This is a genomic window from Streptomyces sp. NPDC000594 (genome assembly GCF_040299965.1).
Taxonomy (GTDB): domain Bacteria; phylum Actinomycetota; class Actinomycetes; order Streptomycetales; family Streptomycetaceae; genus Streptomyces.
The window spans coordinates 1-22,564 of the sequence record NZ_JBEPCY010000033.1 but is presented as its reverse complement, the minus strand read 5'-3'; the positions used below and the strand labels follow the sequence as shown (position 1 = coordinate 22,564).

Genomic DNA, 22,564 nt, shown 5'->3' with positions numbered 1-22,564 from the left:
CATGGCGAAGGCGTTGAAGCGCACGGCCGGAGGCGAGGAGCCCGAGCCGCCGGTGACGGTGTCCGACACCGGCGACGCCGAGGCCGACGGCGGGACGGCCGTGACCGGGTATCGCGGCCCGGCCCCGAGAGGTGACGAATCCCCCAGTTCTGTGTCCGTGTCCGGCACCGGGAACGCGATCGCCACCGACGGTGGAACCGCCATCAGTGGCTTCATCAACCACCTGCATGTCAGGGAGCTAACCGTGCGGCCATCCGGGCTGCGGGAGCACGGCCGGCAGGCCGAAGCATCACCGAACCCGTTGTTTCCCAGGCCGACGGCCGGGACGGCGAGTGGTGGGGTCGCCGATGCCGCGGCATCGCTGGCCCGTGAGGTCAGGTGCCGCTGGCAACGCGAGGAGAGTCACCGTCGCGTCCACGATCCGTTTCCGCTGCCGGTGCGCTACCGGTCGGCCCCTGCCGGCCTGATGGACCGGCTGGAGAACATCCAGCGCCTGCAGCCAGGAGCCGCGCCCCGTGATCTGGACCTGAGCGGCGATCTGCGAAGTGTCGTCGACACCTACCGGAAGGTTGATTCGCGGAGGCTGGTTATCATCGGCCGTGTCGGCTCGGGAAAGTCGGTCCTGGCCATCAAGTTCGCCCTCGACCACCTCGCGGCCCCGGAATCCGCAGCCCGCGTGCCCGTGATCTTCAGCATCGGGTCCTGGGATCCGATCACCACCACTCCGCGGGACTTTCTGATCGACCGTCTCCTGCGGGACCACCCTCACCTGGCCCGCCGAACCCCTGACGGGGCGACGCTGGCCGCCGCACTCGTCGACGCCGAGCTGATCCTGCCGGTCCTGGACGGCTTCGACGAACTGGCCGAAGCCCTGCGCGGCCCGGCACTGGAAGCTCTGAACACCACGTCCCTCCCGCTGATCCTGACGAGTCGGCGGGAAGCGTACGCGCGGGCGATCCGAGAAGGACACGCGCCGTTGGTGTGGGCCGCCTGTATCGAACTCCTCGACCTGAACGTGGAGGACCTCGCGGCATACCTTCCCAGGACCGACCGGTTCGCCGCCTCTTGGGGCGGGTGCGGTGACCTGCGCGTCTGGGACTCGTTCCTGGAACGCCTGCGGGTCCAGCACACACCGGCGAGCATCCGGCTCAGGCAGATTCTGGGCACCCCCTTGATGGTCGCTCTGGCGCGGACGATTTACGGCACGGCGCCCGGGAAGCAGCCGCTGGAACTGTTCGACACCACACGCTTTCCCACCAAGGGCCACATCGAGGAACATCTGCTGGCGGGCTTCGTACCCACGCTCTACCAGCACCGCGCCCACGACCAGGCCGACACCGACCGCAGCCGGCGCAACCGCGACGTAAAACAGGCCCAGCGCTGGCTCGGCTACCTCGCGTCCAGCCTGACCCACGACGGACACGACCGGCAGGACATCGCCTGGTGGCGGCTCGGTGAGTCCGTGCGGCTGTCGACGCGCATTCTGCACACCGCCCTGGGCTCCGCGCTGTGCATGGCTCTCGCCACCTGTCTCGTGGGGTTCTGCGGTTACGCCTTCGTGCACCCCTTCGAGCTCAGGCCGACCAGAGTGCTGATGCAGGGGGCGCTGGCCGGGCTCCTCTTCGGGATCACCTTCGGCCTCGCGCACGGTGTCCTGGCTCTGTCCGGCCGGTCAGCGGCCCTGCCGTCCCGGGTACGGCTCAAGCTGTCCACCGCAGAACGCCGGGCCGGACGCGGCTGGACCCGTGACGTCCTCGTCCGTGTGAGGGCCGCGCTGGTGGCAGGCGCGGTGCTGGGGATCGGGACCTCCTGGACGGACATGCTCATACGCGCAGCGGACGGCAGCTTCCCGGACTCCGGGTTCATCAGAATCGTGACCGGGAACATGCTGCTCCTCGGGCTGGTCTTCAGCCTGACGGCCGGGCTGGCTTTCGGCCTTCTCGCGGTCCTCGAGGCACCCATGGACATCACCGCCGCAGCAACACCGGTTCATCTGCTGTCCGCCAACCGTGCTGCGGCGATCCGGCAGCTCCTGGTACTCGTTCCGGTCATCACGCTCGGATGCGCCCTGGGCGGGCACATCGCGGTCCGCCTGATCCCGATGGTGTTTCCCTGGACCATGACCTGGCCGCTGAGCGTGGCCTTCTTCTATGGAGCGATCGGCGGGCTGGGAGGCTCCATGTCCTACGTGCTCGCGTTCACCGCATGGGGACAGTGGCTGACACTGGCCCGGGTCTGGATGCCACTGACACGCAGACTGCCCTGGGACACCGTCGCCTTCCTGAAGGACGCCTACCAACTGGGCGTGCTGCGCCACACCGGCGCCGTCTACCAGTTCCGGCACAACCGCCTCCAGCAGCACCTCGCCCACTCCTACCGCGACCCCGGTCAAAGAACGGCAGCTGCCACCCCCGCCGAAGCTCCAGCGAACCCCCTCAAGGCGGACGACCAGGAGTCCAGCGCACTCGGGTGACGAGATGTCACCGTCCCAAGCACGGCATTGCCCCCAAACATGCTCCCGCCCCAATCGAGTGGGCCACGCACAGTGCCACCTCCAGGACGCCGTTACCCACGCAACTGCGGTCCGGTGAACCAGGCCGAGCGCGCCCGGCAGCGGAACGGAATACCGCCTGGGCCCGGATCCGGCGCAGCAGGGGTGAGAGGACCGGGCCGTGCGGGTGGGGCCATCGGGTGTCCGTGTCGTACGCGGCCCGTTCGTCCGGGGTCCAGCCGGGGTGCGGCTGGAGGAGATGGTCGTAGTCGCGGTGCATCCGGTCGGTGATGCGGTTTCACCAGTGGGCGGGGAACCCGGTGAGGACGATCTCGACCGGCATGTCCGGGCGGTGGAGGTCGATGCTGCCGTGGTCGCGGCGGTAGCTGAGGCCCGGGACGCCCGTGATGCGGTCGCGGGGATCACCGTCGTGTTCGCCGGTGGGGCGGAGGGGGGAGATCCGCCCAGCACATGGCCGCATAAGGCGTGTCGGTCACTCGGATGGTGGGCCGGTCGGCCTCTGGGCGCAGGCTCCCCGCTCCGGCGCCTCCCGCTCGTCCGTAATGGAACCCTGACGATCGGGCTTGACTACCGATTGGGCGTAATGAAATCCTTACGGTTATGACGATGCATCAGTATGACGGACACCTGTTTGACACCTGGCGCGTGCTGGCCCACGGAGAAGACGGCCCCGAGATTGTGGGCTTGGCGGCTAAGTGCAGCTGCGGCTGGCGCGGGGCCGATGGCGATCCCGGCATGGAGGGGAAGAGCGGCTATCGCGGCCCCTTCTGTCACCCGATCTCACTCACCGAGGACGGCGAGGCCGAGGCCGAGGACGCCGCAGAGCAGGAGTGGCTGGACGAACACATCGCAGACTTCAGCGGCGCCGTCGTCCCGGCGGCCCTCGCCGATCAGATCCGCTCCGTTGGTGAACAGCTCGACGCCATGATCGAGGCCGACGAGCCGATGGCCGCCCTGGCTGCGATCCGCCTGTCGGGCGGCTCCTTCGCCCGCCAGGCCCGCGATGCGGCCCTGCGCGCCAGCTACCTGGACCACTCCTGGTCGCAGATCGGCGACGCGCTTGGCATCTCCAAGCAGGCAGCATGGGAGCGCTACGGAAAATCCCGCCCGGAGAAGACATCGGAGTAGCAGCTCGGGGCACTCGTCGAGCCGGCGACCGAGGCCGCCACGCTGCGCCGGGCCCGAGCCGAGAAGGCGGGCCGCACCGTGGCCGCGCCGACCCGCCTGGAGCAGACGGCGTGATGCTCCGGCTGTCAGCATCACCCGGTGTTTGTGCAGGTGGAGGCGGTGCGCGATTGAGGCTGTCAGCGTGAGCCGCCGCCGCTCGGAATGCGGGTGAGATCGACACCGGCTGAGCGGGCCTCCTTGAGTCGGGTGGACACCAGGCCGGTGGAGACGGACAGCTCGCGCGCGATCTCGTACCCCTTCAGCCCCTGCCGGTGCAGTTCGACGATGCGGTCCCGACGCTGCCGGGACCGGCTCTCGTACACCGCGCGTTCCTCGGCGACCATGCGCAGCACCGTCCGCTCGGACACTCCGAACCGGTCCGCGAGCTCACGGGCCGTCGCGGTACGGCGTTCACGCCTGGGCCCCTGCGTCACGGCTTCCCCTTCATGTACTCGAGCATGGCTGCGGTGCGCTCGTCCCGGCGTGCTGCCCGCACCGCCCCCGAAGCCTTCCCGCCCTTCTTGCCGCGGGCGGACTGGATGGCGACGAACGTGGCCTCGTAGACAGCCGCACCGTCCTTCCACATCCTGGAACGCGTCGTGATCCACCGGTGGATGCTGTTGCCGATCGCACGCGCCTCCACGGCCGGCAGCGGCTCATGGACTCCACCCTCCGCCACACCGGAACCCTGCTGCCCGGTGCCGGTCTCGACGACATCCTCGTCGTCGGGCCCGAGCTGGAGTCCCTGTGGGCCACCCCGCCGCTCGACGCCGACTTCCGCGTCCCCGGCGGCCTGCCGCTCTACGTCACCGGGGACGCCGCCGGCATCGCCCAGGGCATCGTCCAGGCCGCCATGACCGGCATCGCCGCCGCCACCGCCATCACCCACACCGCCGCCCGGCTCGCCGGAGCCGTCCGGTGACCCCCGCCCGCACCGGCCTGGACGCCCTGTACCCGGACGGCGCCTGGGACCTCCCCGTCAGCCCCTCCCTGCCCGCACCCCGCCGCGTCGCGCCGCCCCCGAACTCCACAACACCACCGGCTACCGGGCCCACTACGGGCCGAACATCCTCGCCGACTACCCGCTCGCCGACGGCGACCGCGTCGCCGTCGTCGCCTCCTGGAACCCGATCTCCTCCGCCGCCGCCGCCACCCGGGAGCTGTTCGGCAACCCGGCCGCCAGCGAAGGCAGCTGGGTCCAGGAGAACGCGATGCTGATGGCGGTGGTCTGGCCGATCGTGATCACGGCGATCGCGCTGCCGCTGGCCGTACGGCGGTTCCAGAAGCTCAGCCGCTGACACCTGCCGCAAGCCCGGCGACCGACCGGACGACACGATGGCCCCCAACCGCGCCGACGGTGAGGGCCATCGATCGTTTTCGGCCATCAATGGGCCGATGGGCAACCCGGGTTGCCTAAGATCGATCTCCCCCTCCGGGGGGTGGGGCGCGGGGCCGCCCCCGGCGCTCCGTTCCCAACCCCGCCGAGCAGGGAGTCGCCTTGTTCTCCATCACACGGCAGGGCCGTGGCGCCGTGACCGTCACCACGGCCCTCGCGGCGGCGGCGCTCGTCGCCGGTCTGACCGGTTCCACCTCCTTCGCGGACAGCGGCACGGCCCCGGCGGCCGCCGCGCCCTCCGCGGACACCGCCGCCGGGCTGCGCTGGGTCACTCTGATCACGGGGGACCGGGTCGGTCTGGACGGCGAGGGCCGGGTCGTCTCCGTCGACCGGGCGAAGGGCCGCGAGAAGATACCCGTGCGGTCCTTCACCGATCAGGGCCGCACCTTCGTGATCCCGGCGGATGCCCAGGAGTTGATCGGCCGGGGCACGCTGGACCGGCGGCTTTTCGATGTCACCGGGCTGAGCTCGGCGGAGAGCCGCCGTGCCTATCGCAAGGGCCTGAAGGTCATCGTCGCGTACGAGGGTTCCTCCGGGCCCGCCGCCCGTCAGGGTGTCCGTGCCGACACGGCCGTGGAGCGCACGCTGCCGTCGCTGAACGCGGACGCGGTGACCGTTCCGGAGCGGGATCCGGGCGCGCTGTGGGCCGCTCTCACCCGTACCGCCGACGCGCGCGGCGCCCGAAACGTTCCCGGGATCGAGCGGATCTGGCTGGACGGGGTCCGCACCGCCGACCTCGACAAGAGCACCGGCCAGATCGGCGCCCCCAAGGCCTGGGAGGCCGGTTACGACGGCAAGGGCGTCACCATCGCCGTCCTCGACACCGGCGTGGACGGCACCCATCCCGATCTGAAGGGGCGGGTCGCCGGGGCGAAGAACTTCACCCGTTCCGGCGACGCCAAGGACCGCCAGGGCCACGGCACCCATGTCGCCTCGATCGCGGCGGGCACCGGCGCCAAGTCCGGCGGCAGGCACAAGGGCGTCGCGCCGGGCGCGACGATCCTCAACGGCAAGGTCCTGGACGACTCGGGCGGCGGCGAGGACTCCGGCATCATCGCGGGCATCGACTGGGCCGTCGCCCAGGGCGCCGACGTCATCAACCTGAGCCTCGGCGGCTACGACTCCCCGGGCCTGGACCCGCTGGAGGCCCATGTCAACAAGGTGGCGAAGGAGAAGGGCGTCCTCTTCGCCATCGCCGCCGGCAACTCCGGCCCCTTCCCCGGCTCCGTCGACTCCCCGGGCAGCGCGGACGCGGCCCTCACCGTCGGCGCCGTCGACGACGCCGACAAGATGGCCGAGTTCTCCGGTATCGGCCCGCGGGTCGGCGACGGCGGGATCAAGCCCGATGTCACCGCCCCCGGCGTCGGTATCACCGCGGCCTCCGCGCCCGGCAGCGCCATCGCCCGGGAGTACGGCGAGAAGCCCGCCGGGTATGTCACGATCTCCGGCACCTCGATGGCCACGCCGCACGCGGCCGGGGCCGCCGCCCTGCTGAAGCAGCGCAACCCCGGCTGGTCCGGTGAGCGGATCAAGGCGGTCCTGGCCGCCTCCGCGAAGGACGGCGGTCACACCGTCTTCCAGCAGGGCACCGGCCGGATCGCCGTCGACCGCGCCCTGGAACAGACGGTCGTCTCCGATCAGAACACGCTCTCCTTCGGCCTCCAGCAGTGGCCGCACGCCGACGACCAGAAGCTCACCAAGGAGATCACCTACCGCAACCTCGGCGACCGGGACATCACCCTCGATCTGACGGTCAAGGGCCTCGACCCCAAGGGCAGGGCCGCCGCGGCCGGCTTCTTCGCCCTCGGCGCCGACACGGTCACCGTCCCCGCGGGCGGCACCGCCACCGTCCCGGTCACCGTGGACACCACCCTCGGCGGCTCCGTCAACGGCCTCTACACCGCCACCGTCACCGCGTCCGGGGACGGCGGGACCGTGCGGACCACCGCCGCCGTGGACCGCGAGGTCGAGTCCTACGAGCTGACCGTCAAGCACCTGGGCCGGGACGGAAAGCCCAGCAAGAAGTTCCAGACCTCCTTCTTCCAGCTCTCCGGTGCCGCCTTCGCCGACGTCCCCGACATCGAGAAGAAGACCACCGCCACCCTGCGGCTGCCGAAGGGCGAGTACGCCGTGGACTCGATGTGGGGCCTCGGCGGCCGCGAGGGTCTCGATGTGCTGGTCCAGCCCCGGCTGGCGCTGACGAAGAACACCACCTACACGGTCGACGCCCGCCGCGCCAAGCCCGTCCGGATGAGCATCCCGGACGGCAGGGCCGCACTGGCCAAGGCCGCCATGTCCTACTCCATCAGCAAGGGCGAGCGGAACACCCTCACCGGCTACTTCCTCGGCTCGTTCGACGATATCCGCATCGCGCAGCTCGGCCCCGAGCAGCCCGCCGGCGTCACGCTGAAGCACGGCTTCCACGGCCAGTGGGAGCGCGCCGCGGCCCAGTACAACGCCGCCGCCGGAGGCCCGGTGAAGAAGCTCTTCAGCGGCTACAGCAAGACGTTCAAGGCCGGCGACTTCGCCGAGGTGCCCCTGACCGCGGCCGCCTCCGTCAAGGGCAAGCAGGGCATCGGCAATGTGCTCAGCGTCGTGGCCGGCAGCGGCTTCACGGCCGACCACGCCATCCGGCTGCCCGGCAGCCGTACCCACTACCTGGCCACCTCCGGCAAGGCCAACCGCTGGATCGTGGGCATGGGCCAGTACAACGCCCTGGGCGAGGAGGAGACGTCCACCGCCACGGAGCGGGACTTCCGTCCGGGCCGGACCCACCGGCTGACCCTCGGCACCGCCGTCCACGCGCCGCAGACGCCCGAGGGAACCGGCATCATCCGCGCGGACGACATCCTCGCCGCCGAGGTGCCGCTCTTCTCCGACAGCCGGGGCAACGCCGGAACGTCCTTGTACACCTCCGCGAAGACCACCCTCCACCGGGGCACCACGAAGATCGGCGAGAACGCCGTGGCCCCGGACGCCACGGAGGTCTTCAGGGTGGGCCCGGAGGAGGCCGTGTACACCCTGGCCACCTCGGTGAAGCGGAGCCCGAAGGTGTCCGCCGTGGGCACCCGGATCGACGGCTCGTGGACCTTCCGCAGCAAGGGGCCGAAGCCGGGCGAGGTCTCCCGTACGGCGCTCTCCACCGTCCGGTTCGGCGCGGAGGTCGCGCTCGACGGCACCGCTCCGGCGGGCCGGAAGGTCACCTTCCCGGTGACGGTCCAGGGCCCGGCGGCGGGCAAGAACCTGAAGTCCCTCACGGTCTCCGTCTCCTATGACGGCGGCAAGACCTGGAAGAAGGCCACCGTCACCAAGGGCAAGATCACGATCAAGAACCCGGCGAAGGGGAAGTCCCTCGCGCTGCGCGGCGAGGTCACCGACCAGCGGGGCGGAAAGGCGAGCGTGACCGCGTACGACGCCTACCTCGGCAAGTGATCCCAGCCTGAGGCCAGGGGAGGCCCCACCGCTCCGGGCGGTGGGGCCTCCCTCTCTTTCCGGCCGCTCGACCGGGTCGGCGGTGATCGCTCCGCCGCCGGGCGTACGGCACCGCGGAGGCCCGGCCGCTGATCCGGGGGTGGGCGAGGGGCCCGGCGTCCGCCGGGGTGGTGCGGGTTCCCGCTTGTTTCCGGACTTCAACGGGGCGGCCGGTAACGATGGTTCGCGGCGGACCATCTCTTTTCAGGGAGCGGGAAGCGGGGCCGCTCCCGGTGCTGAGCCCCCTGAGCCCCGCCGAGCAGGGAGTCACCTTGTTCTCCATCACACGGCAGGGCCGTGGCGCCGTGACCGTCACCACGGCCCTCGCGACGGCGGCGCTCGTCGCCGGACTGACCGGATCCACCTCCTTCGCGGACACCGGCGCGACCACGTCGGGCCCGTCCGCCACCGACCACCTTTCCGACTCCGTCCCCTCCGCCGCCGCCGGGCTGCGCTGGGTCACCCTGATCACCGGGGACCGGGTCGGGGTGAACGCCCGGGGCCGGGCCGTCTCCGTCGACCGGGCCAAGGGCCGCGAGAAGATACCCGTGCGGTCCTTCACCGACGGGGGCCGCTCCTACGTCATTCCTGCGGATGCCCAGGAGTTGATCGGCCGGGGCACGCTGGACCGGCGGCTTTTCGATGTCACCGGGCTGAGCTCGGCGGAGAGCCGCCGTGCCTATCGCAAGGGCCTGAAGGTCATCGTCGCGTACGAGGGTTCGGCCGGGCCCGCCGCCCGCAAGGGTGTCCGTGCCGACACGGCCGTGGAGCGTTCCCTGCCGTCGCTGAACGCGGACGCGGTGACCGTTCCGGAGCGGGATCCGGGCGCGCTGTGGGCCGCTCTCACCCGTACCGCCGACGCACGGGCCACCCGTACCGCCGTTCCCGGGATCGAACGGATCTGGCTGGACGGGGTCCGCACCGCCGACCTCGACAAGAGCACCGGCCAGATCGGCGCCCCCAAGGCCTGGGAGGCCGGTTACGACGGCAAGGGCGTCACCATCGCCGTCCTCGACACCGGCGTCGACGCCAACCACCCCGATCTCAAGGGCCAGGTCATCGGGGCGAAGAACTTCTCCGCCTCGTCCGGCACCGCCGACCGGCGGGGCCATGGCACCCATGTGGCCGCCACCGCCGCGGGCACCGGCGCCAAGAACGGCGGCACCTACCGCGGTGTCGCCCCCGGCGCCAAGATCCTCAACGGCAAGGTGCTGAGCGACAGAGGCGGCGGCACCGAATCCAGCGTGCTCGCGGGCATCGAATGGGCGGTCGCCCAGGGCGCCGATGTCATCAATATGAGCCTCGGCGGCCGTGATGAACCCGGTCTGGACCCGCTGGAGTCCCAGATCAACAAGGTCTCCGAGGAGAAGGGCGTCCTCTTCGCCGTCTCCGCGGGCAATCAGGGTCCCGGCGCCCGTACCGTCGGCTCCCCGGGCAGCGCGGACGCCGCCCTGACCGTCGGCGCCGTCGACGACGCCGACAAGATCGCCGACTTCTCCAGCATCGGCCCGAGGACCGGCGACGGCGGGATCAAGCCCGATGTCACCGCCCCCGGCGTGGACATCACCGCGGCCTCCGCGCCCGGCAGCACCATCGCCCGGGAGGTCGGCGAGAAGCCCGCCGGGTATGTCACGGTCTCCGGCACCTCCATGGCCGCCCCGCACGCGGCCGGGGCCGCCGCCCTGCTGAAGCAGCGCAACCCGGACTGGAACGGTGAGCGGATCAAGGCGGTCCTGGCCGCCTCCGCGAAGGACGGCGGCTACACCGTCTTCCAGCAGGGCACCGGCCGGATCGCCGTCGACCGCGCCCTGGAGCAGACGGTGGTCTCGGACCAGAACACGCTCTCCTTCGGTCTCCAGCAGTGGCCGCACGCCGACGACCAGAAGATCACCAAGGAGATCACCTACCGCAACCTCGGCGACCGGGACGTCACCCTCGATCTGGCGGTCAAGGGCCTCAACCCGAAGGGCAAGGCCGCCCCCGGGGGCTTCTTCGCCCTCGGCGCCGACCAGGTCACCGTCCCCGCGGGCGGCACCGCCACCGTCCCGCTCACCGTGGACACCACCCTCGGCGGCTCCGTCAACGGCCTCTACACCGCCACCGTCACCGCGTCCGGGGACGGCGGGACCGTGCGGACCACCGCCGCCGTGGACCGCGAGGTCGAGTCCTACGACCTCACCTTCAACTACCTGGGCCGGGACGGAAAGCCCAGCAAGGACTTCGGCTCCTTCCTCTTCCAGACCTCCGGCGGCAGGGGCTTCTTCGACGAGGTCTCGGGCCGGTCCACCGCCACCCTGCGGCTGCCGAAGGGCGACTACTTCCTTGAATCCAGCCGCTCGACCGAGACGGGGGACGACGGGTACGACCGGCTGATCAACCCCCGGCTGGCGCTGACGAAGAACACCACCCTCACCGTCGACTCCCGGACCACCAAGCCCGTCACCCTGAGCATTCCGGACACCCGGGCCAAGCTGACCGCCGCCGGGGGGGAGACCAGCGCCGACAACGGTGAACGGCCCATCTCCTTCGGCTACTTCCTCGGCGATCTCGACGGCTTCCGCGTCGCCCAGCTCGGCCCGAAGCGGCCCACCGGCGTCACCCTCAAGGAGACCTTCTCCGGCCAGTGGGAGCGCGGCGCCGCCGCCCAGTACAACGCCATCGCCGGCGGCCGGGTCGACCGGCTCGCCACCGGCTTCGCCAAGAAGTTCGCCAAGGGCGACTTCGCCGAGGTCACCGTGGACATGGGCGCCTCCGCCAAGAACAAGCGGGGCAGCTCCTCGGTGATGAGCCCCCTGGAACTCAGCCTCGCCGCCTCCCGGCACACCTACGCCCTCCCCGGCAGCCGGACCCACTACCTGGCCACCACGGACAGGACCAAGGTCAACGCCTGGTCGGTGGGAGCATGGCAGCGGGGCGCCAAGGGCGAGTGGGAGATCCAGCACACCAGCCCGGTACGGGACTTCCGCAAGGGCGGCAAGCACCGGGTGACCCTCGGCACCGCCGTCCATTCCCCGCTGTCGTACGGGGAGAGCGGCGCCTTCCCGCACCAGTCGACCGGGGTCTTCCGCCAGAAGAACACCCTCGGGGCCGATATGGCGCTCTTCTCCGACGGCCGGGGCAACGACGTGGACTCCCCCCACACCTCGGCGAAGACCACCCTCCACCGGGGCACCACCCTCATCGGGGAGAACAAGGACCCGCTGGCGGGCACGGAGGTCTTCACGGTGGGCCCGGAAGAGGCCGTGTACACCCTCGCCACCTCGGTGAAGCGGAGCCCGAAGGTGTCCGTCGTCGGCACCCGGATAGACGGCTCGTGGACCTTCCGCAGCAAGAAGCCGACGACGGACGAGATGTCCCGTACGGCGCTCTCCACCGTCCGGTTCGGCGCGGAGGTCGCCCTCGACGGCACCGCCCCGGCGGGCCGGAAGGTCACCTTCCCGGTGACCGTCCAGGGCCCGGCATCCGGTAAGGGGCTGAAGTCCCTCACGGTCTCCGTCTCCTACGACGGCGGCAAGACCTGGAAGAAGGTCACCGTCACCAAGGGCAAGATCACGATCAAGAACCCGGCCAAGGGGAAGTCCCTCGCGCTGCGCGGCGAGGTCACCGACCGGCAGGGCGGAAAGGCGAGCGTGACCGTCTACGACGCCTACCTCGGCAAGTAACCACCCCAGGAAAAAGAGGGAGGCCCCACCGCTCCGGGAGTAGGTTCTAGCGGTCCTCGCAACACTCATGATCATGGGAGTTGCGAGGACCGTGGGCGGCAAGAGGCTCGATCCGGAGTTGAAGAGGCCGTTCTTCGAACGGCTTGATGCCGTGGGAAGCGTCTCCCCCGTAGCACGTGAGCTGGGGCTGAACCTGAACACGGCGTTCACGCTGGCCCGCAAGGCCGGTGTCACCTACGGACACCTGGGCCAACCCGGGCGCGAGGAGTACCTGAAGCTGCGGGCCCGAGGCGTCTCCAGGCGGGAGGCCTCCGAGCGGGTCGGGGCACACCCCCGCACAGCCCAGGACTGGGACTGAGATCCGCCCCGCCCGCGCAGGGGTCGTCCCTGCTCCAGGCCGACGTGGCCGCCACGGTCACGATCTGCCCCGCCCGCGCAGGGGTCGTCCGGGCCCGTCCGGATCGACGATGACCGGGCGGTAGTCTTCCCTGCCCGTGCGGGGCAGTGCGGCTTTCGGTCTTTCGTTCGGTTGGTCTGGTGGTCTATCTGGATGGTTCTGTCCGTGCTGTGTACTTCCCACCAGGTGCCGGGCGGGGCGATAGCGTGGTGCTGGTGTGAGAGGAGTACGGACATGGCGGAACTCGACTGGGCGGGCGCACTGGAGGAAGCGAGGGAGGCCACCGGCTACAGCGGTGAGATCATTCCCCGTACCGTCGGGGCCGTGCGCTCGGCGGTGCGCCCCGGCCGGCATGCCGAGTTCGACCGGGAGCTCGGCGCCCTGGACCGGGGCGCCGCTTTCGACGTGTTCCTCGACCACTGGTGGACCCAGGCACTGGCCGACAGCGCGCTCGACGAGGACAGCCAGGAACTCGCCCTCGAGTTCGCGGACCTCGCTGTCGCCCTGCACGTCCGCGGCCAGGGCGGCCCGGCCTACACACCGGCCGAGATCGAACGGATGATCACAGGGGCGGCTTCGTGAGTCACACGGTCATCTGGGAACACGCCGCCTCCGAGGGCCTCAAACGACTTCGCGCCAAGTACGGGGACACGGTGAAGCCGTTCATCCGCGCGGTGAATGCCCTCGGCGACGACCCCGAACCGCCCACCAGCACCAAACTCGGCGGGACCAGCCTTCGCCGATTGCGTATCGGCGACTTCCGAGCCACCTACGAGATCGACGGCACCCGCATCGCGATCAAGGTACTCACCGTCGGTTCCACACCAGCCTGAACACCCACCCCACCCCGCCCAGAGGTCGTCTCCTCCACACCACCTCGGTCGAGTTCCGCAGGCGCGAGGGTCACGAGGCAATGGAGCAGCTCTTCGACGACACGGAGATCGTTCCCACTGATCCTTTCCGGGCATCGGTGGTGTGAGGCGCTGACCGAGCCGTTCCCGACGGTCACTGCGGGTGATCACCGGGTACGTGCTGGCCCAGCCGGCCCAGGCGGTCGCCCGGTTCCTCCGCACGGGACTCCACAGGTCAAGCGTAAAACGCCTCTTCGAGCTGGCGGTCGACGCGGAGTCGTTCGAGGGTGGCGGTGAGGTTGCGGGTCGCGCGGGTGGTCCAGAGTTTTCTGGCCGGGCCGAGTTCGACGGCGGTCTTCTGGGTGATCGGCAGGTGGGGGTTTGCTGTGTTCGGCCAGCGGTTGAGGCGGTGGTCGAGCCAGGACAGGACGCGCGGCGGGTGGACCCGTTCCGGGGAGGTGCCAGGGCCCATGCCCGCCCCTTCCCCGCTGCGGTGTCTGCGAGTGTCACCCGGCGCGGCCACGTCTACCAGCCCCGAGGCCTCGACAGCACCGGCTGGGGCAGCGGGCCGACAGGGAAGTGGGCTTCGCGCGGCCGGTCCAGCACCGGTCCTGAGACGAGGCGACCGGAAAGCCGGACCTCCAGTCGTAACATTTCGTGAATCCGACTATGTATAGAGGATAGTCTCCGCCCGGGACGGCCCCGGAGTGCGGCCGGGATGCATGGGCGTCCTGCGGCATACTTCTGCCGGTCGTTCTGCCTGGGCCCAGCGGGGTATCGCTGGTTGACTCGGTGCGGAAAACGTGTGCCTCCGGCGGGCCCGCCCGTCGCTCAAGGGCGCCGCCCTTCCATGCCGTGGGCCCGAGTGAAGGTGCTTCGTTGCGATTCTGTCCAAGATTCAGACGTATATCGTCTCCTGCCCGGGTGACCGGCCCCGGGCGCTTTCGGCTCCGGCGGGAGCGGGGTGTGCCGTCCCGTCGCCCCGCGCCGTCGCCTGGAGCGAAGGCGCGCCGCCGGTCGTCTGCCCTCGGCTGTGTACTGGCCCTGTTGGGCGGTCTGGCCACCGTCATCGCGCTTCCCGCACCCGCCTCGGCGCTACCGCAGCCGGAGAACACCTGGGTGGCCACGCAGAACATGCAGGGCCGGGGTGAGGTCTGGAGTTCGACCATCAGGGCCCTGGCGGAGAACAACCATGTGGTGGCCCTGCAAGAGGTGCCGCACGATGTGGATCCCGTCCAGGGGTGGATCCCACGCCCGCCGGCTGCCGCTCCCGGAGCCTTCACACAGCTCAGCCGCAGCGTCGGCTCGGGGCTTCCCGCTCTGCCCGCCGGAGTCGGTGAGTATCACTGGCGCACGGGAACGGCCTTCAGGGGGATCGATGTCTATGTCTACGCGCTGCGGACCACGAACCATCCCGTCGCGGTGATCACCCGTACCCGTGCCTGGGGTGCCCTGAACGTGCAGTCCGCCGGAAGCAGTCGCAACGCCCTTGTCGTCCTCGACCGGGACCACGAGATGGCCTACGCGTCCTTCCATGCGTCCGCGTACGACAACAACCCCGCTCCGGCGATGGTCGACGCGATAGCGCAGGCGGTCGGGAATGAGGGGCCGGGGTGGAGGTGGGCCGTCATCGGCGACTTCAACCGGGAGCCGGACGGCATGCGGAACAACCGGCAGATCCGTGACCTCGGGGCCGCTGTCTTCGAACCGGTCGACGCGGATGGCCGCCAGCTGCCCACGCAGATCTCGGGGCGCACCCTGGACTACATGGTCACGAACGACCCCAATGACAACTGGAGTCGTGTCCGGACGAGCTGGGGAAGCTCCGCCGATCACGCGACGGTCTACTTCGGTAACGCACAGGGCGGCGCGGAGCCGGTCGAGCAGCCTGTTGTCATCCAGAACAACCAGAACGGGACGGCGCTCACCGAGAACGGATTGACCCGCAATCCCATCCTGACGGACTTCACTCATGAGCCGGCCCAGATCTTCAACCAGCGCAACCACAGGTGGATCGGGGGAATGCGCTACTTCGAACTGGAGAGCATGGGCATCCCGGGGTGCCTGGGGTCGGGGAACCAGATGGTGGGAGTCACCCCCTGTGCAGGACCGGCCCGAGCGGGGACCGGCGCGAGTTCATCCGCCGGCGCGCAGTCGGAGACCTTTCTGTGGCGCGTCGACGGCAACACCCTGCGCAATGTGCATGGCCAGCGCCTCACCGTGGCGAAGAGCGGCGGTCTGTGGATGCACAAGCCCGAGCCCACGGAGCCCGAGAACGACTCCTGGTCGATATACAAGGTGAGTCCGGAGCACCGGAGCACCGCCGGATTCCCGGTGGGTACGGAAAAGTCGATCGCGCTCAGCAATGACGACACCCATCGTTTTCTGCAGGACGACCGGTTCGCTGCCACCGAAGGCCGCTCGAACCAGTATGAATCCAACCAGAACGAGAAATGGGTCCTCCGCCCGTCCAGATCCCCGGGCAGCATGTATCTGGTGAACCGGTCGACAGAGGCGTGCCTGACCGCGCAGCCGGTTTCACTCTTCCCCCTGTCGGCCCTGACCAAGCCCTGTCCGACCGCCGCCACTCCCGACTCGGAGGTGCGGTTGATGTCGTGGCAGTACGTGGGAGAGCACATCCGGAACGTCGTCTCGGGCAGACACCTGGGACATGCGACCGACACCTCTCCCGTCCAGGGGACCGGTTTCACCGTCGCCCGGGGCCACACCACCCGCTTCGATGTGGCGAACGCACCTGACAAAACCGAATTGAGGAGGCTGGCGGTGATGCCGCTGGGCGACTCCATCACCCTGGGAGTGGGCAGCGGCGCTCGTACCGGATACCGGCCCGCGCTGGCGCGGATGCTGGCCCAGGATGCCCCCGATGTGCAGTTCGTCGGCTCGATGCGGGACGCGGACGGTACCCGCCACGAGGGCCACTCCGGGTGGCGCATCGACCAGATCTCCGCGAACGTCGAACGCTGGATGGCCGATTCGAAGCCGAATCTGGTCCTGCTGCACATCGGCACCAACGACATGAACCGCAACCACCAGGTGGACACGGCCCCGCAGCGGCTGGCGGGGCTGATCGACCAGATCCACACCTCCTCGCCCCGGACGGCGATCGTGGTCGCCTCCCTCGTACCGGCGGCCGACCGTACGGTGCAGGCGAGGGTGAACGCCTACAACCGGGCCATCCCCGGCATCGTCGCCGACCGCGCCCAGCGCGGCTACCGCATCACCCAGGTCAGCATGGGCACGCTGACCGTGGCGGACCTCGACGACCATCTGCACCCCAACGACAACGGTTACCGGAAGATGGCGGGCGCCTTCCACGGCGGGATCGCCGATGCAGCGGGCAAGAAGTGGATCGACGACAACGTCACCGTCAAGCCGGCACCGCCCGGCACCGGCTCCCCGACTGTGGCCGGTGATCACCACACCGACATCAACGGCGACGGCCGCTCGGACTACCTCGTCGTCCAGGACAACGGTGCCGTCCGCGCCTGGACCAGCTCCACGGCCGCCGACGGTACGGTGAAGTGGGCCGACCACGGCACCATCGCGGCGGGCTCGTCCGCCTGGAGCGGTGACCAGGTCCGTTTCGCCGACATCGGCGGCGACAGCCGGGCCGACTACCTCGTCCTGGGCGCCAACGGCTCGGTGCGCGCGTTCGTGAACACGGGCGGCGACGGGCGGGGCGGCTGGCGCGACATCGGCACTATCGCGGCCGGCTCCGCCGCCTGGAACAGCGGTCAGGTCCGTTTCGCCGACATCGGCGGCGACGCGAAGGCCGACTACCTCATCGTCTCCGAACGCGGCGGGGTACGCGCGTTCATCCACACGACCGCGGCCGACGGCACGGTCAAGTGGAACGACCAGGGCACCGTGGCCACCGGCTCCGCGCGGTGGACCGCCGAGGACGTCCGCTTCGCCGACATCGCCGGCGACGCCAAGGCCGACTACCTCATCGTCTCCGACAACGGCGCCGTCCAGGGCTACACCAACACCACCACGGCCAATGGCACCCTCAAGTGGTACTACCAGGGCTACGTGGCCACCGGCTCCACCCAGTGGACCGGGGCCCAGGTCCGCTTCGCGGATGTCATCGGCGACACCAAGGCCGACTATCTCACCCTCGCCCCCGACGGCGCCCTGACCGCCTACGAGAGGACCACCGGCCCCGAGGAATCCGTGCGGTGGACCAACCGGGGCGTCATCGCCACCGGCACCGGCCACCCCGCCTCCCGCGTCCGTATCTGACCGTCCACCGGCCGCTGCCGCCGCCGCTGGGGCGACCGGCCCGCGCCCTACCCCGGCGGGCCCCGGAACGCCACCGGGGCCCGCCGCCCTGGGGCGCGTGGACGCCGCGCTGACGCTGGCCCGGCACCGCGGCATCGAGCCTGCCGAGGTCTGGCTGCACTCCGGCGCCGCGCGGGGCTATCCGAAACTCGGCCCTCCCGCGGACCACAGCAGGGCCACCGTCGCCGTCGACGAGCTGCCATCCGCCTTCCTCGATCTGCCCGCCTGGCAGGTCGAGGACATCCTCTGCATCCCAAGCAGCTCTTCTGTCGGATCCGCAATGGCTACGGGATCCCGGACCGGCTGCTCGCCCCGATCGCGGCCGGGCGGCAGAGGATGAACCGCACCCACACCAGCTGCACGACCGCCCGCTGAGCCCTCCGGGGAGTCCGGATGTGCGGGTACGGAGGTGAGATCACGGCCCGGAGTCCGCCGCGGCCGGTGGTGTCGTACCGGACACCCGGGACACGGCCCCGGGCCGGGGAGCGGCGCCGATCGGCCCGGGGCCCCGTCGGCCGCCGCTCGCACCGGCCGGGCGTCATCTCGTGGCGGAACGGGTCCGGACCGCCCGCCGTCTCAGAGCACTCCGTCGACGCAATGGTCCAGGGCGCCGACGCGGATGGCGAGCTTCAGGCCACCGGCGTCCGTGCCCTCGGGAAGCGGTCCGGTGCCGATGACGACGGCCCAGTCCCCGTGGTCGAGCACCATCGCCAGCGTGCCGTCTTCGCCAGCTTCGATCCCCACTTCGGTGTCGTCCTTCCAGCCGCGTTCCCCCAGCCGGACGACGATCTCCCGCAGTTCCGCCTTCGGCCGGGGAGCGCCACGACGGGAACCACCACGCTCACCTCGCAGTCGGATCCGAACGGAGGGCCCTGGAGCATGAAGTCCATGCCGAGGCCCTTCAGCGCCGCGCGGGATCCCGTGTCATCTGCTCCCGGGGCTTCTCGCCCGGCTTCTCCGCTCCCGTGCCGCCGGGCGAGGGCTTCGGCTTCGCATCACAGTCGCCGACCGCGTCGAACGCCAGCCCGGAGTTGGCGGAGTACTCCCTGCCGACCTCCTCGGAGTACTCGCCCCCTGCCACCTCGACCTTCCAGGGACCCATGCGCAGTTCGGCCCAGGTGATCCCGTCGCCCTCCCTGACGCCGCCCTTGCCCGCCGGTACCCAGCCCAGTTCCCCGAGCCCGTCCATGACGCGCCTCACCTGGCCCTGCCCTGCGGCCTTCTGGTCCGGGACAATCCCGGCCACCTGACAGTGCTCCAGGCCGGGGGAGCGTCCATGGCGGTGTAGCCGACGCCGACCCCGATCGAGGCGGTACGGAAGTCCTCCGCGACCTCCTCGCTGGTCCTCAGGCCCTTCCCTGCCGGCTTTCCGGACGCCTTCTTCGCGGCAGGCACGGAGGACGCGGTCATCTTCTTCGTCTCCGGGTCAGTCCTGGACCCGTCACCACACCCCGCGAGCACCAGCACCCCCGCCAGCACCGCCGCCGTCACCACGGCCGAACGCCCGCCCATGCCCCACCCAACCCGACCGGCGCGGACGCCGTCGCCGCCGCGACGAAGGCCGCCGAAACCGCCCGGGGCGCGCTGCCCGAGTACCTGCTCGCGACGCGACTGCAGCAGCTGCGCGAACAGGCCACCGCCCCGACCGAGCAGGCAGAGTCCGCTTCGTGGGCGGACCCGGCTCCGCGGCCCCGCCGTACGTCCTCTGGAAGGCAACGCCACCGGGGCGGTGATCACATGACCACCAAGTCGGAGCCGAGCGGCGTCGACCTCGCCGTGTTCCAGACTCCCGGAGTGCCGCACAGCGCGCTCGGGTGGCTGGGCCACACCGCGGAATACCGAAGACGAGGCGCGTCGGGCATACCGACCCGAGCAGAACTGGCACAGTCCGACCGGTGCGGTCGCCGTTGCGGCGGTGACCAAGGCCGCTGAGGCGGCCCGGGAGCGCACTGCGCAGCACCTCCTGGGTATACGGCTGGAGCAGCTTCGCGGGCAGGCCGCCGTCCGGACTGAGTGGACCGGGTCCGCGTCGTGGACGGAGTGGCTGTCCAAGCTCGCCGCGCGTCCGCTGGACGGCGACTCCACCGAGGCGGTGATCGCATATCCAGGCTGGGTGCTGTGAACCTCGTCCGCGAGGGCAGGGTCGCGATGCGTGATCGAGTACGAGGCTCCGGAGCCAACTGCTCCAGTTGGTTCCGGCGAACGAGGGGCGCCGGCCCAGTGCCGACAGATACGCTGCCGCTCAGCTGACACTCACGGTGAAGCGCTCACACGACTGCAGGTAAAGGAAAACAGCATGATCACGTGACAACAACCCAGGTCACGAAGTATCCGCCCCGCCCACGCAGGGGGTGGCTGTTCCAGAAGCGCGGGGCGGTCCACTTCCACGCATCCGCCCCGCCCACGCAGGGGTGGCTCTTCATTCGAGGCCAGCTGCGATGGAGTGTGACCGGATGTAACAGTCAACCGTCCGTCATCAGAAAGGCCTTGGGACTGGGCAAGCGGGTGGGTGTGGCTGGGCGTAGAGCGCGATGATGTGGGCATGGGGGCGCTTGTTCTGTGTGTGCCTTTGGTGGGCCGTTACGCGCCGGGGTCGGTGGGGCGTGGTTTGGATGGTGTGCGCCTGCGATCGCGGTATGGATCCAGCAGAGTTCGATGGCCTTGTCCGGCAGGGGCCGGTGGATACCCTGTCCGTTGCCACCCGGCAGCTCGACGCTGTCACCCGGTATGTGGCCCGGTGCCGGGCCAGCTCGGGTCGGGTCGGGTCGGGTCGGCGAAGGCTGAGGTTCAGGCGGGGGACGAGGCACTGTCACCGGTCCGGTCTACGATGCCGCTGCCGACGACGGCGACGGTGATCGCCTGCGTCCGTCCCGACCTTTTTCGCCAACACCCGGGGGAAGACATGGACTTTCACGACACCGCTGCCGTACCAGGGACGAACGGCTGGAAAGCGTGGCTCGCCTACGCCGATCAGCTGACCAAGGCGGGCGACCTGCGGGGTGAGGCAATCCGGCTGGAGCACCACGGCGAGACCCGGGGCGGGGATCCGGCCCGGGCGGCCGAGGCGTACCGGGAGGTCGAACGGCGGCTGGGTCTTGACGGGCTGCGGGCGGACGGTTCCTGGGAGTTCACTTGGAGCCGGGGCTTCATCGACGAGGCCCGGTTCCGGCTGGCCGCCGACACCCGGTCGGACAGGGGCGAGCTGGTGGGACGGCTGCCTGCGGACCACGCGCACACCGCAACGACCGATCCTGCGGACCCCGAGCGGTGGGAGGGCGCGCTGATCGACGCCCTTCTCTCCCACCCGGCCGCCCGGCGGCTGCGCTCCCTCGAACTCCACCTCACCGACTACCACCACTCCGCCGAGCGGGCGGCTCTCTCGCTGGCCGCCCGGGAACGCCCCCGTCTGGAGCACCTGTACTTCGGCTACGACTTCACGTATCTGTTCGAGCACAGCGAGGGGTCGGCGGGCAGCAGGATCCAGCCACTGAACCACCACGACCGGGGTCTTGTCCAGACCGACATATGGGGTTCGCTTCCGGCTCTGCGCAGCGTGGAGATCGAAGGCGCGTTCCTCTTCCACTTCGTCCGTCTCGACGGCCCGGCCCGGCTGCGGATCCGGGGTTCGGTGATCTCCGACGGCTCTCTCTTCGGTCTGGGATGGACATCCGGCGTGGAGTCGCTGGAGGTGGAGATCGGCAGCGACGTCTTCGGCTGCTGCCCCTCGATCGAGCAGCTCGACGAGCTGACGGCGGACCAGTACCCCGGTCTCAGGCGGCTGGACCTCAGCGGAGCGGAGTTCGACGCCCCTGTGCACGAGGTGCTGTCGGTCCTCGCGGACTCCTCGGTCCTCGCCCGGCTCACGGAGGTGCGCGTCGGCGAGCTGGTGATCGAGGGCGAGGAGTGCGGGGGCGACCCGTCGGCCGCACTGGCCGGCCTCGCGTCGCGGTACGCCCATCTCGACCTGTACGTGGATCTCCTCCATGTCGAAGGCGTCGAAGACGAGGAAGTCGCCAGGATCCTCGCCGGGTTCGGACCGAAGGGCATCCGGGTCGGGGAGTGAGAGCCGGGGAACCAGAGTCTGGGGACGATCGTCGGGGAATGAGGGACGGGCGATGAGAAAGGGGCGCATGGGGCGGATTTGGCCGGTTCGATCGCTGCCGCCCTCACCCGTCCGTGCCGGGATCGGACGGTGGACATGACCGACATCACCCGCGCAATCACTGCCGCGACGTCGGTCGCTGCATCGCTCGGACTACCAGCCGACGGCGCGGCCGTCCTCCACGAATCCAACAGGGGGGCGCTGCGGCTGACGCCGTGCGATGTCCTCGCCCGGGTCACGCCCGCCGGGCACGGGGCCGCGCGGTTCGAAGTCGAGCTGGCCCAGCGGCTCGCCCGGGCCGGCTGCACGACGGGCCTGCTGGATCCCCGGGCGGAACCCCGTGTGTAACGCGCGACGGCTTCGGCGTGACGCTGTGGACGTACTACGCACCCGTGACACCGCGCATCCCACCGGCCGACTACGCCCACGCGCTGGAGCGGCTGCACGCCGGTATGCGGGAGGTCGACGTACCGAGCCCCCGGTTCACGGAACGCGTCGCGGAGGCGCAGGACGTCGTCGCCGACCCGGATCGCTCGCCGGAGCTGACCGACGCCGACCGCGTGTTCCTCGGCGGCAGACTGGGAAGCCTGCGACGAGCGGTCGAGGACCGGGGCGCCGCGGAACAGCTGCTGCACGGTGAGCCGCATCCGGGCAATGTGCTCACCACCGAGAACGGCCCGCTGTTCATCGACTTCGAGACGTGC

The 22,564-nt window shown here is 70.4% G+C and carries 18 protein-coding genes and 2 pseudogenes; 13 read left to right on the top strand and 7 right to left on the bottom strand.

Features of this window, described 5'->3' with window-relative positions:
- Position 1: 1 nt before the first annotated feature.
- The gene (locus tag ABT354_RS30540; protein ID WP_351499745.1) at positions 2 to 2,473 is read left to right on the top strand and encodes an NACHT domain-containing protein; all 2,472 of its coding nucleotides are present in this window, start codon (positions 2 to 4) and stop codon (positions 2,471 to 2,473) included.
- Positions 2,474 to 2,789: 316 nt separating this feature from the next.
- On the opposite strand, the gene ABT354_RS30535 is transcribed toward ABT354_RS30540, so the two are convergent.
- The gene (locus ABT354_RS30535) at positions 2,790 to 2,972 is read right to left on the bottom strand and encodes a hypothetical protein (protein WP_351499743.1); all 183 of its coding nucleotides are present in this window, start codon (positions 2,970 to 2,972) and stop codon (positions 2,790 to 2,792) included.
- 146 nt (positions 2,973 to 3,118) lie between these two features.
- Here ABT354_RS30535 and ABT354_RS30530 point away from each other — a divergent pair, with 146 nt between their 5' ends.
- Positions 3,119 to 3,640, top strand: a complete 522-nt coding sequence (locus ABT354_RS30530) for a hypothetical protein (protein ID WP_351499741.1) — start codon at positions 3,119 to 3,121, stop codon at positions 3,638 to 3,640.
- Between the two features lie 176 nt (positions 3,641 to 3,816).
- On the opposite strand, the gene ABT354_RS30525 is transcribed toward ABT354_RS30530, so the two are convergent.
- The gene (locus ABT354_RS30525; protein WP_351499739.1) at positions 3,817 to 4,113 is read right to left on the bottom strand and encodes an HTH domain-containing protein; all 297 of its coding nucleotides are present in this window, start codon (positions 4,111 to 4,113) and stop codon (positions 3,817 to 3,819) included.
- Positions 4,110 to 4,358 carry a hypothetical protein gene (locus tag ABT354_RS30520; RefSeq protein ID WP_351499738.1) on the bottom strand — a complete coding sequence of 83 codons (249 nt, stop codon included), beginning with the start codon at positions 4,356 to 4,358 and terminating at the stop codon, positions 4,110 to 4,112. Before ABT354_RS30520 ends, ABT354_RS30525 begins: the two co-directional genes overlap by 4 nt.
- Here ABT354_RS30520 and ABT354_RS30515 point away from each other — a divergent pair.
- The 7 genes and pseudogenes from ABT354_RS30515 to ABT354_RS30485 all read left to right on the top strand — a co-directional run bounded on the left by ABT354_RS30515 (position 4,338) and on the right by ABT354_RS30485 (position 13,438).
- Positions 4,338 to 4,601, top strand: coding sequence for a hypothetical protein (locus ABT354_RS30515; protein WP_351499735.1), 264 nt, complete (start codon positions 4,338 to 4,340; stop codon positions 4,599 to 4,601). The genes ABT354_RS30520 and ABT354_RS30515 overlap by 21 nt on opposite strands.
- A 190-nt stretch (positions 4,602 to 4,791) precedes the next feature.
- Positions 4,792 to 4,977, top strand: a pseudogene (locus tag ABT354_RS30510) (ABC transporter permease); the annotation flags it as partial.
- Between the two features lie 200 nt (positions 4,978 to 5,177).
- Positions 5,178 to 8,507 carry a S8 family peptidase gene (locus ABT354_RS30505; protein WP_351499733.1) on the top strand — a complete coding sequence of 1,110 codons (3,330 nt, stop codon included), beginning with the start codon at positions 5,178 to 5,180 and terminating at the stop codon, positions 8,505 to 8,507.
- Between the two features lie 311 nt (positions 8,508 to 8,818).
- On the top strand, positions 8,819 to 12,208 hold the full coding sequence (locus ABT354_RS30500; protein WP_351499731.1) for a S8 family peptidase: 3,390 nt from the start codon (positions 8,819 to 8,821) through the stop codon (positions 12,206 to 12,208).
- 73 nt (positions 12,209 to 12,281) lie between these two features.
- Positions 12,282 to 12,566, top strand: a complete 285-nt coding sequence (locus ABT354_RS30495) for a hypothetical protein (RefSeq protein ID WP_351499729.1) — start codon at positions 12,282 to 12,284, stop codon at positions 12,564 to 12,566.
- Between the two features lie 273 nt (positions 12,567 to 12,839).
- Entirely contained in the window at positions 12,840 to 13,187 is a 348-nt protein-coding gene (locus ABT354_RS30490) for a hypothetical protein (RefSeq protein WP_351499727.1), read from the top strand.
- Positions 13,184 to 13,438 carry a type II toxin-antitoxin system RelE family toxin gene (locus tag ABT354_RS30485; RefSeq protein ID WP_351499725.1) on the top strand — a complete coding sequence of 85 codons (255 nt, stop codon included), beginning with the start codon at positions 13,184 to 13,186 and terminating at the stop codon, positions 13,436 to 13,438. Before ABT354_RS30490 ends, ABT354_RS30485 begins: the two co-directional genes overlap by 4 nt.
- Before the next feature lie 253 nt (positions 13,439 to 13,691).
- Here the strand turns inward: ABT354_RS30485 and ABT354_RS30480 are convergent, their stop codons facing one another.
- On the bottom strand, positions 13,692 to 13,928 hold the full coding sequence (locus ABT354_RS30480) for a hypothetical protein (protein ID WP_351499723.1): 237 nt from the start codon (positions 13,926 to 13,928) through the stop codon (positions 13,692 to 13,694).
- Between the two features lie 575 nt (positions 13,929 to 14,503).
- Between ABT354_RS30480 and ABT354_RS30475 the strand changes: the two genes are divergently transcribed.
- Together ABT354_RS30475 and ABT354_RS30470 are read left to right on the top strand one after the other, a co-directional pair.
- Positions 14,504 to 17,719, top strand: coding sequence for a GDSL-type esterase/lipase family protein (locus ABT354_RS30475; protein ID WP_351499721.1), 3,216 nt, complete (start codon positions 14,504 to 14,506; stop codon positions 17,717 to 17,719).
- A gap of 97 nt (positions 17,720 to 17,816) precedes the next feature.
- Complete coding sequence (locus tag ABT354_RS30470; protein ID WP_351499719.1) at positions 17,817 to 18,098, top strand: hypothetical protein; 282 nt, start codon at positions 17,817 to 17,819, stop codon at positions 18,096 to 18,098.
- A gap of 236 nt (positions 18,099 to 18,334) precedes the next feature.
- Here the strand turns inward: ABT354_RS30470 and ABT354_RS30465 are convergent, their stop codons facing one another.
- From ABT354_RS30465 to ABT354_RS30455, 3 genes are all read right to left on the bottom strand, one after another.
- A complete protein-coding gene (locus ABT354_RS30465; protein ID WP_351499717.1) occupies positions 18,335 to 18,502 on the bottom strand; it encodes a hypothetical protein in 168 nt (55 codons plus the stop codon).
- Between the two features lie 157 nt (positions 18,503 to 18,659).
- The gene (locus ABT354_RS30460; RefSeq protein WP_351499715.1) at positions 18,660 to 18,947 is read right to left on the bottom strand and encodes a hypothetical protein; all 288 of its coding nucleotides are present in this window, start codon (positions 18,945 to 18,947) and stop codon (positions 18,660 to 18,662) included.
- A gap of 8 nt (positions 18,948 to 18,955) precedes the next feature.
- On the bottom strand, positions 18,956 to 19,270 hold the full coding sequence (locus ABT354_RS30455) for a hypothetical protein (protein WP_351499713.1): 315 nt from the start codon (positions 19,268 to 19,270) through the stop codon (positions 18,956 to 18,958).
- 1,390 nt (positions 19,271 to 20,660) lie between these two features.
- Between ABT354_RS30455 and ABT354_RS30450 the strand changes: the two genes are divergently transcribed.
- Positions 20,661 to 21,821: a hypothetical protein gene (locus ABT354_RS30450; RefSeq protein WP_351499711.1), complete on the top strand. Its 1,161-nt coding sequence runs from the start codon at positions 20,661 to 20,663 to the stop codon at positions 21,819 to 21,821.
- Between the two features lie 135 nt (positions 21,822 to 21,956).
- Positions 21,957 to 22,564, top strand: a pseudogene (locus ABT354_RS30445) (phosphotransferase family protein); the annotation flags it as partial.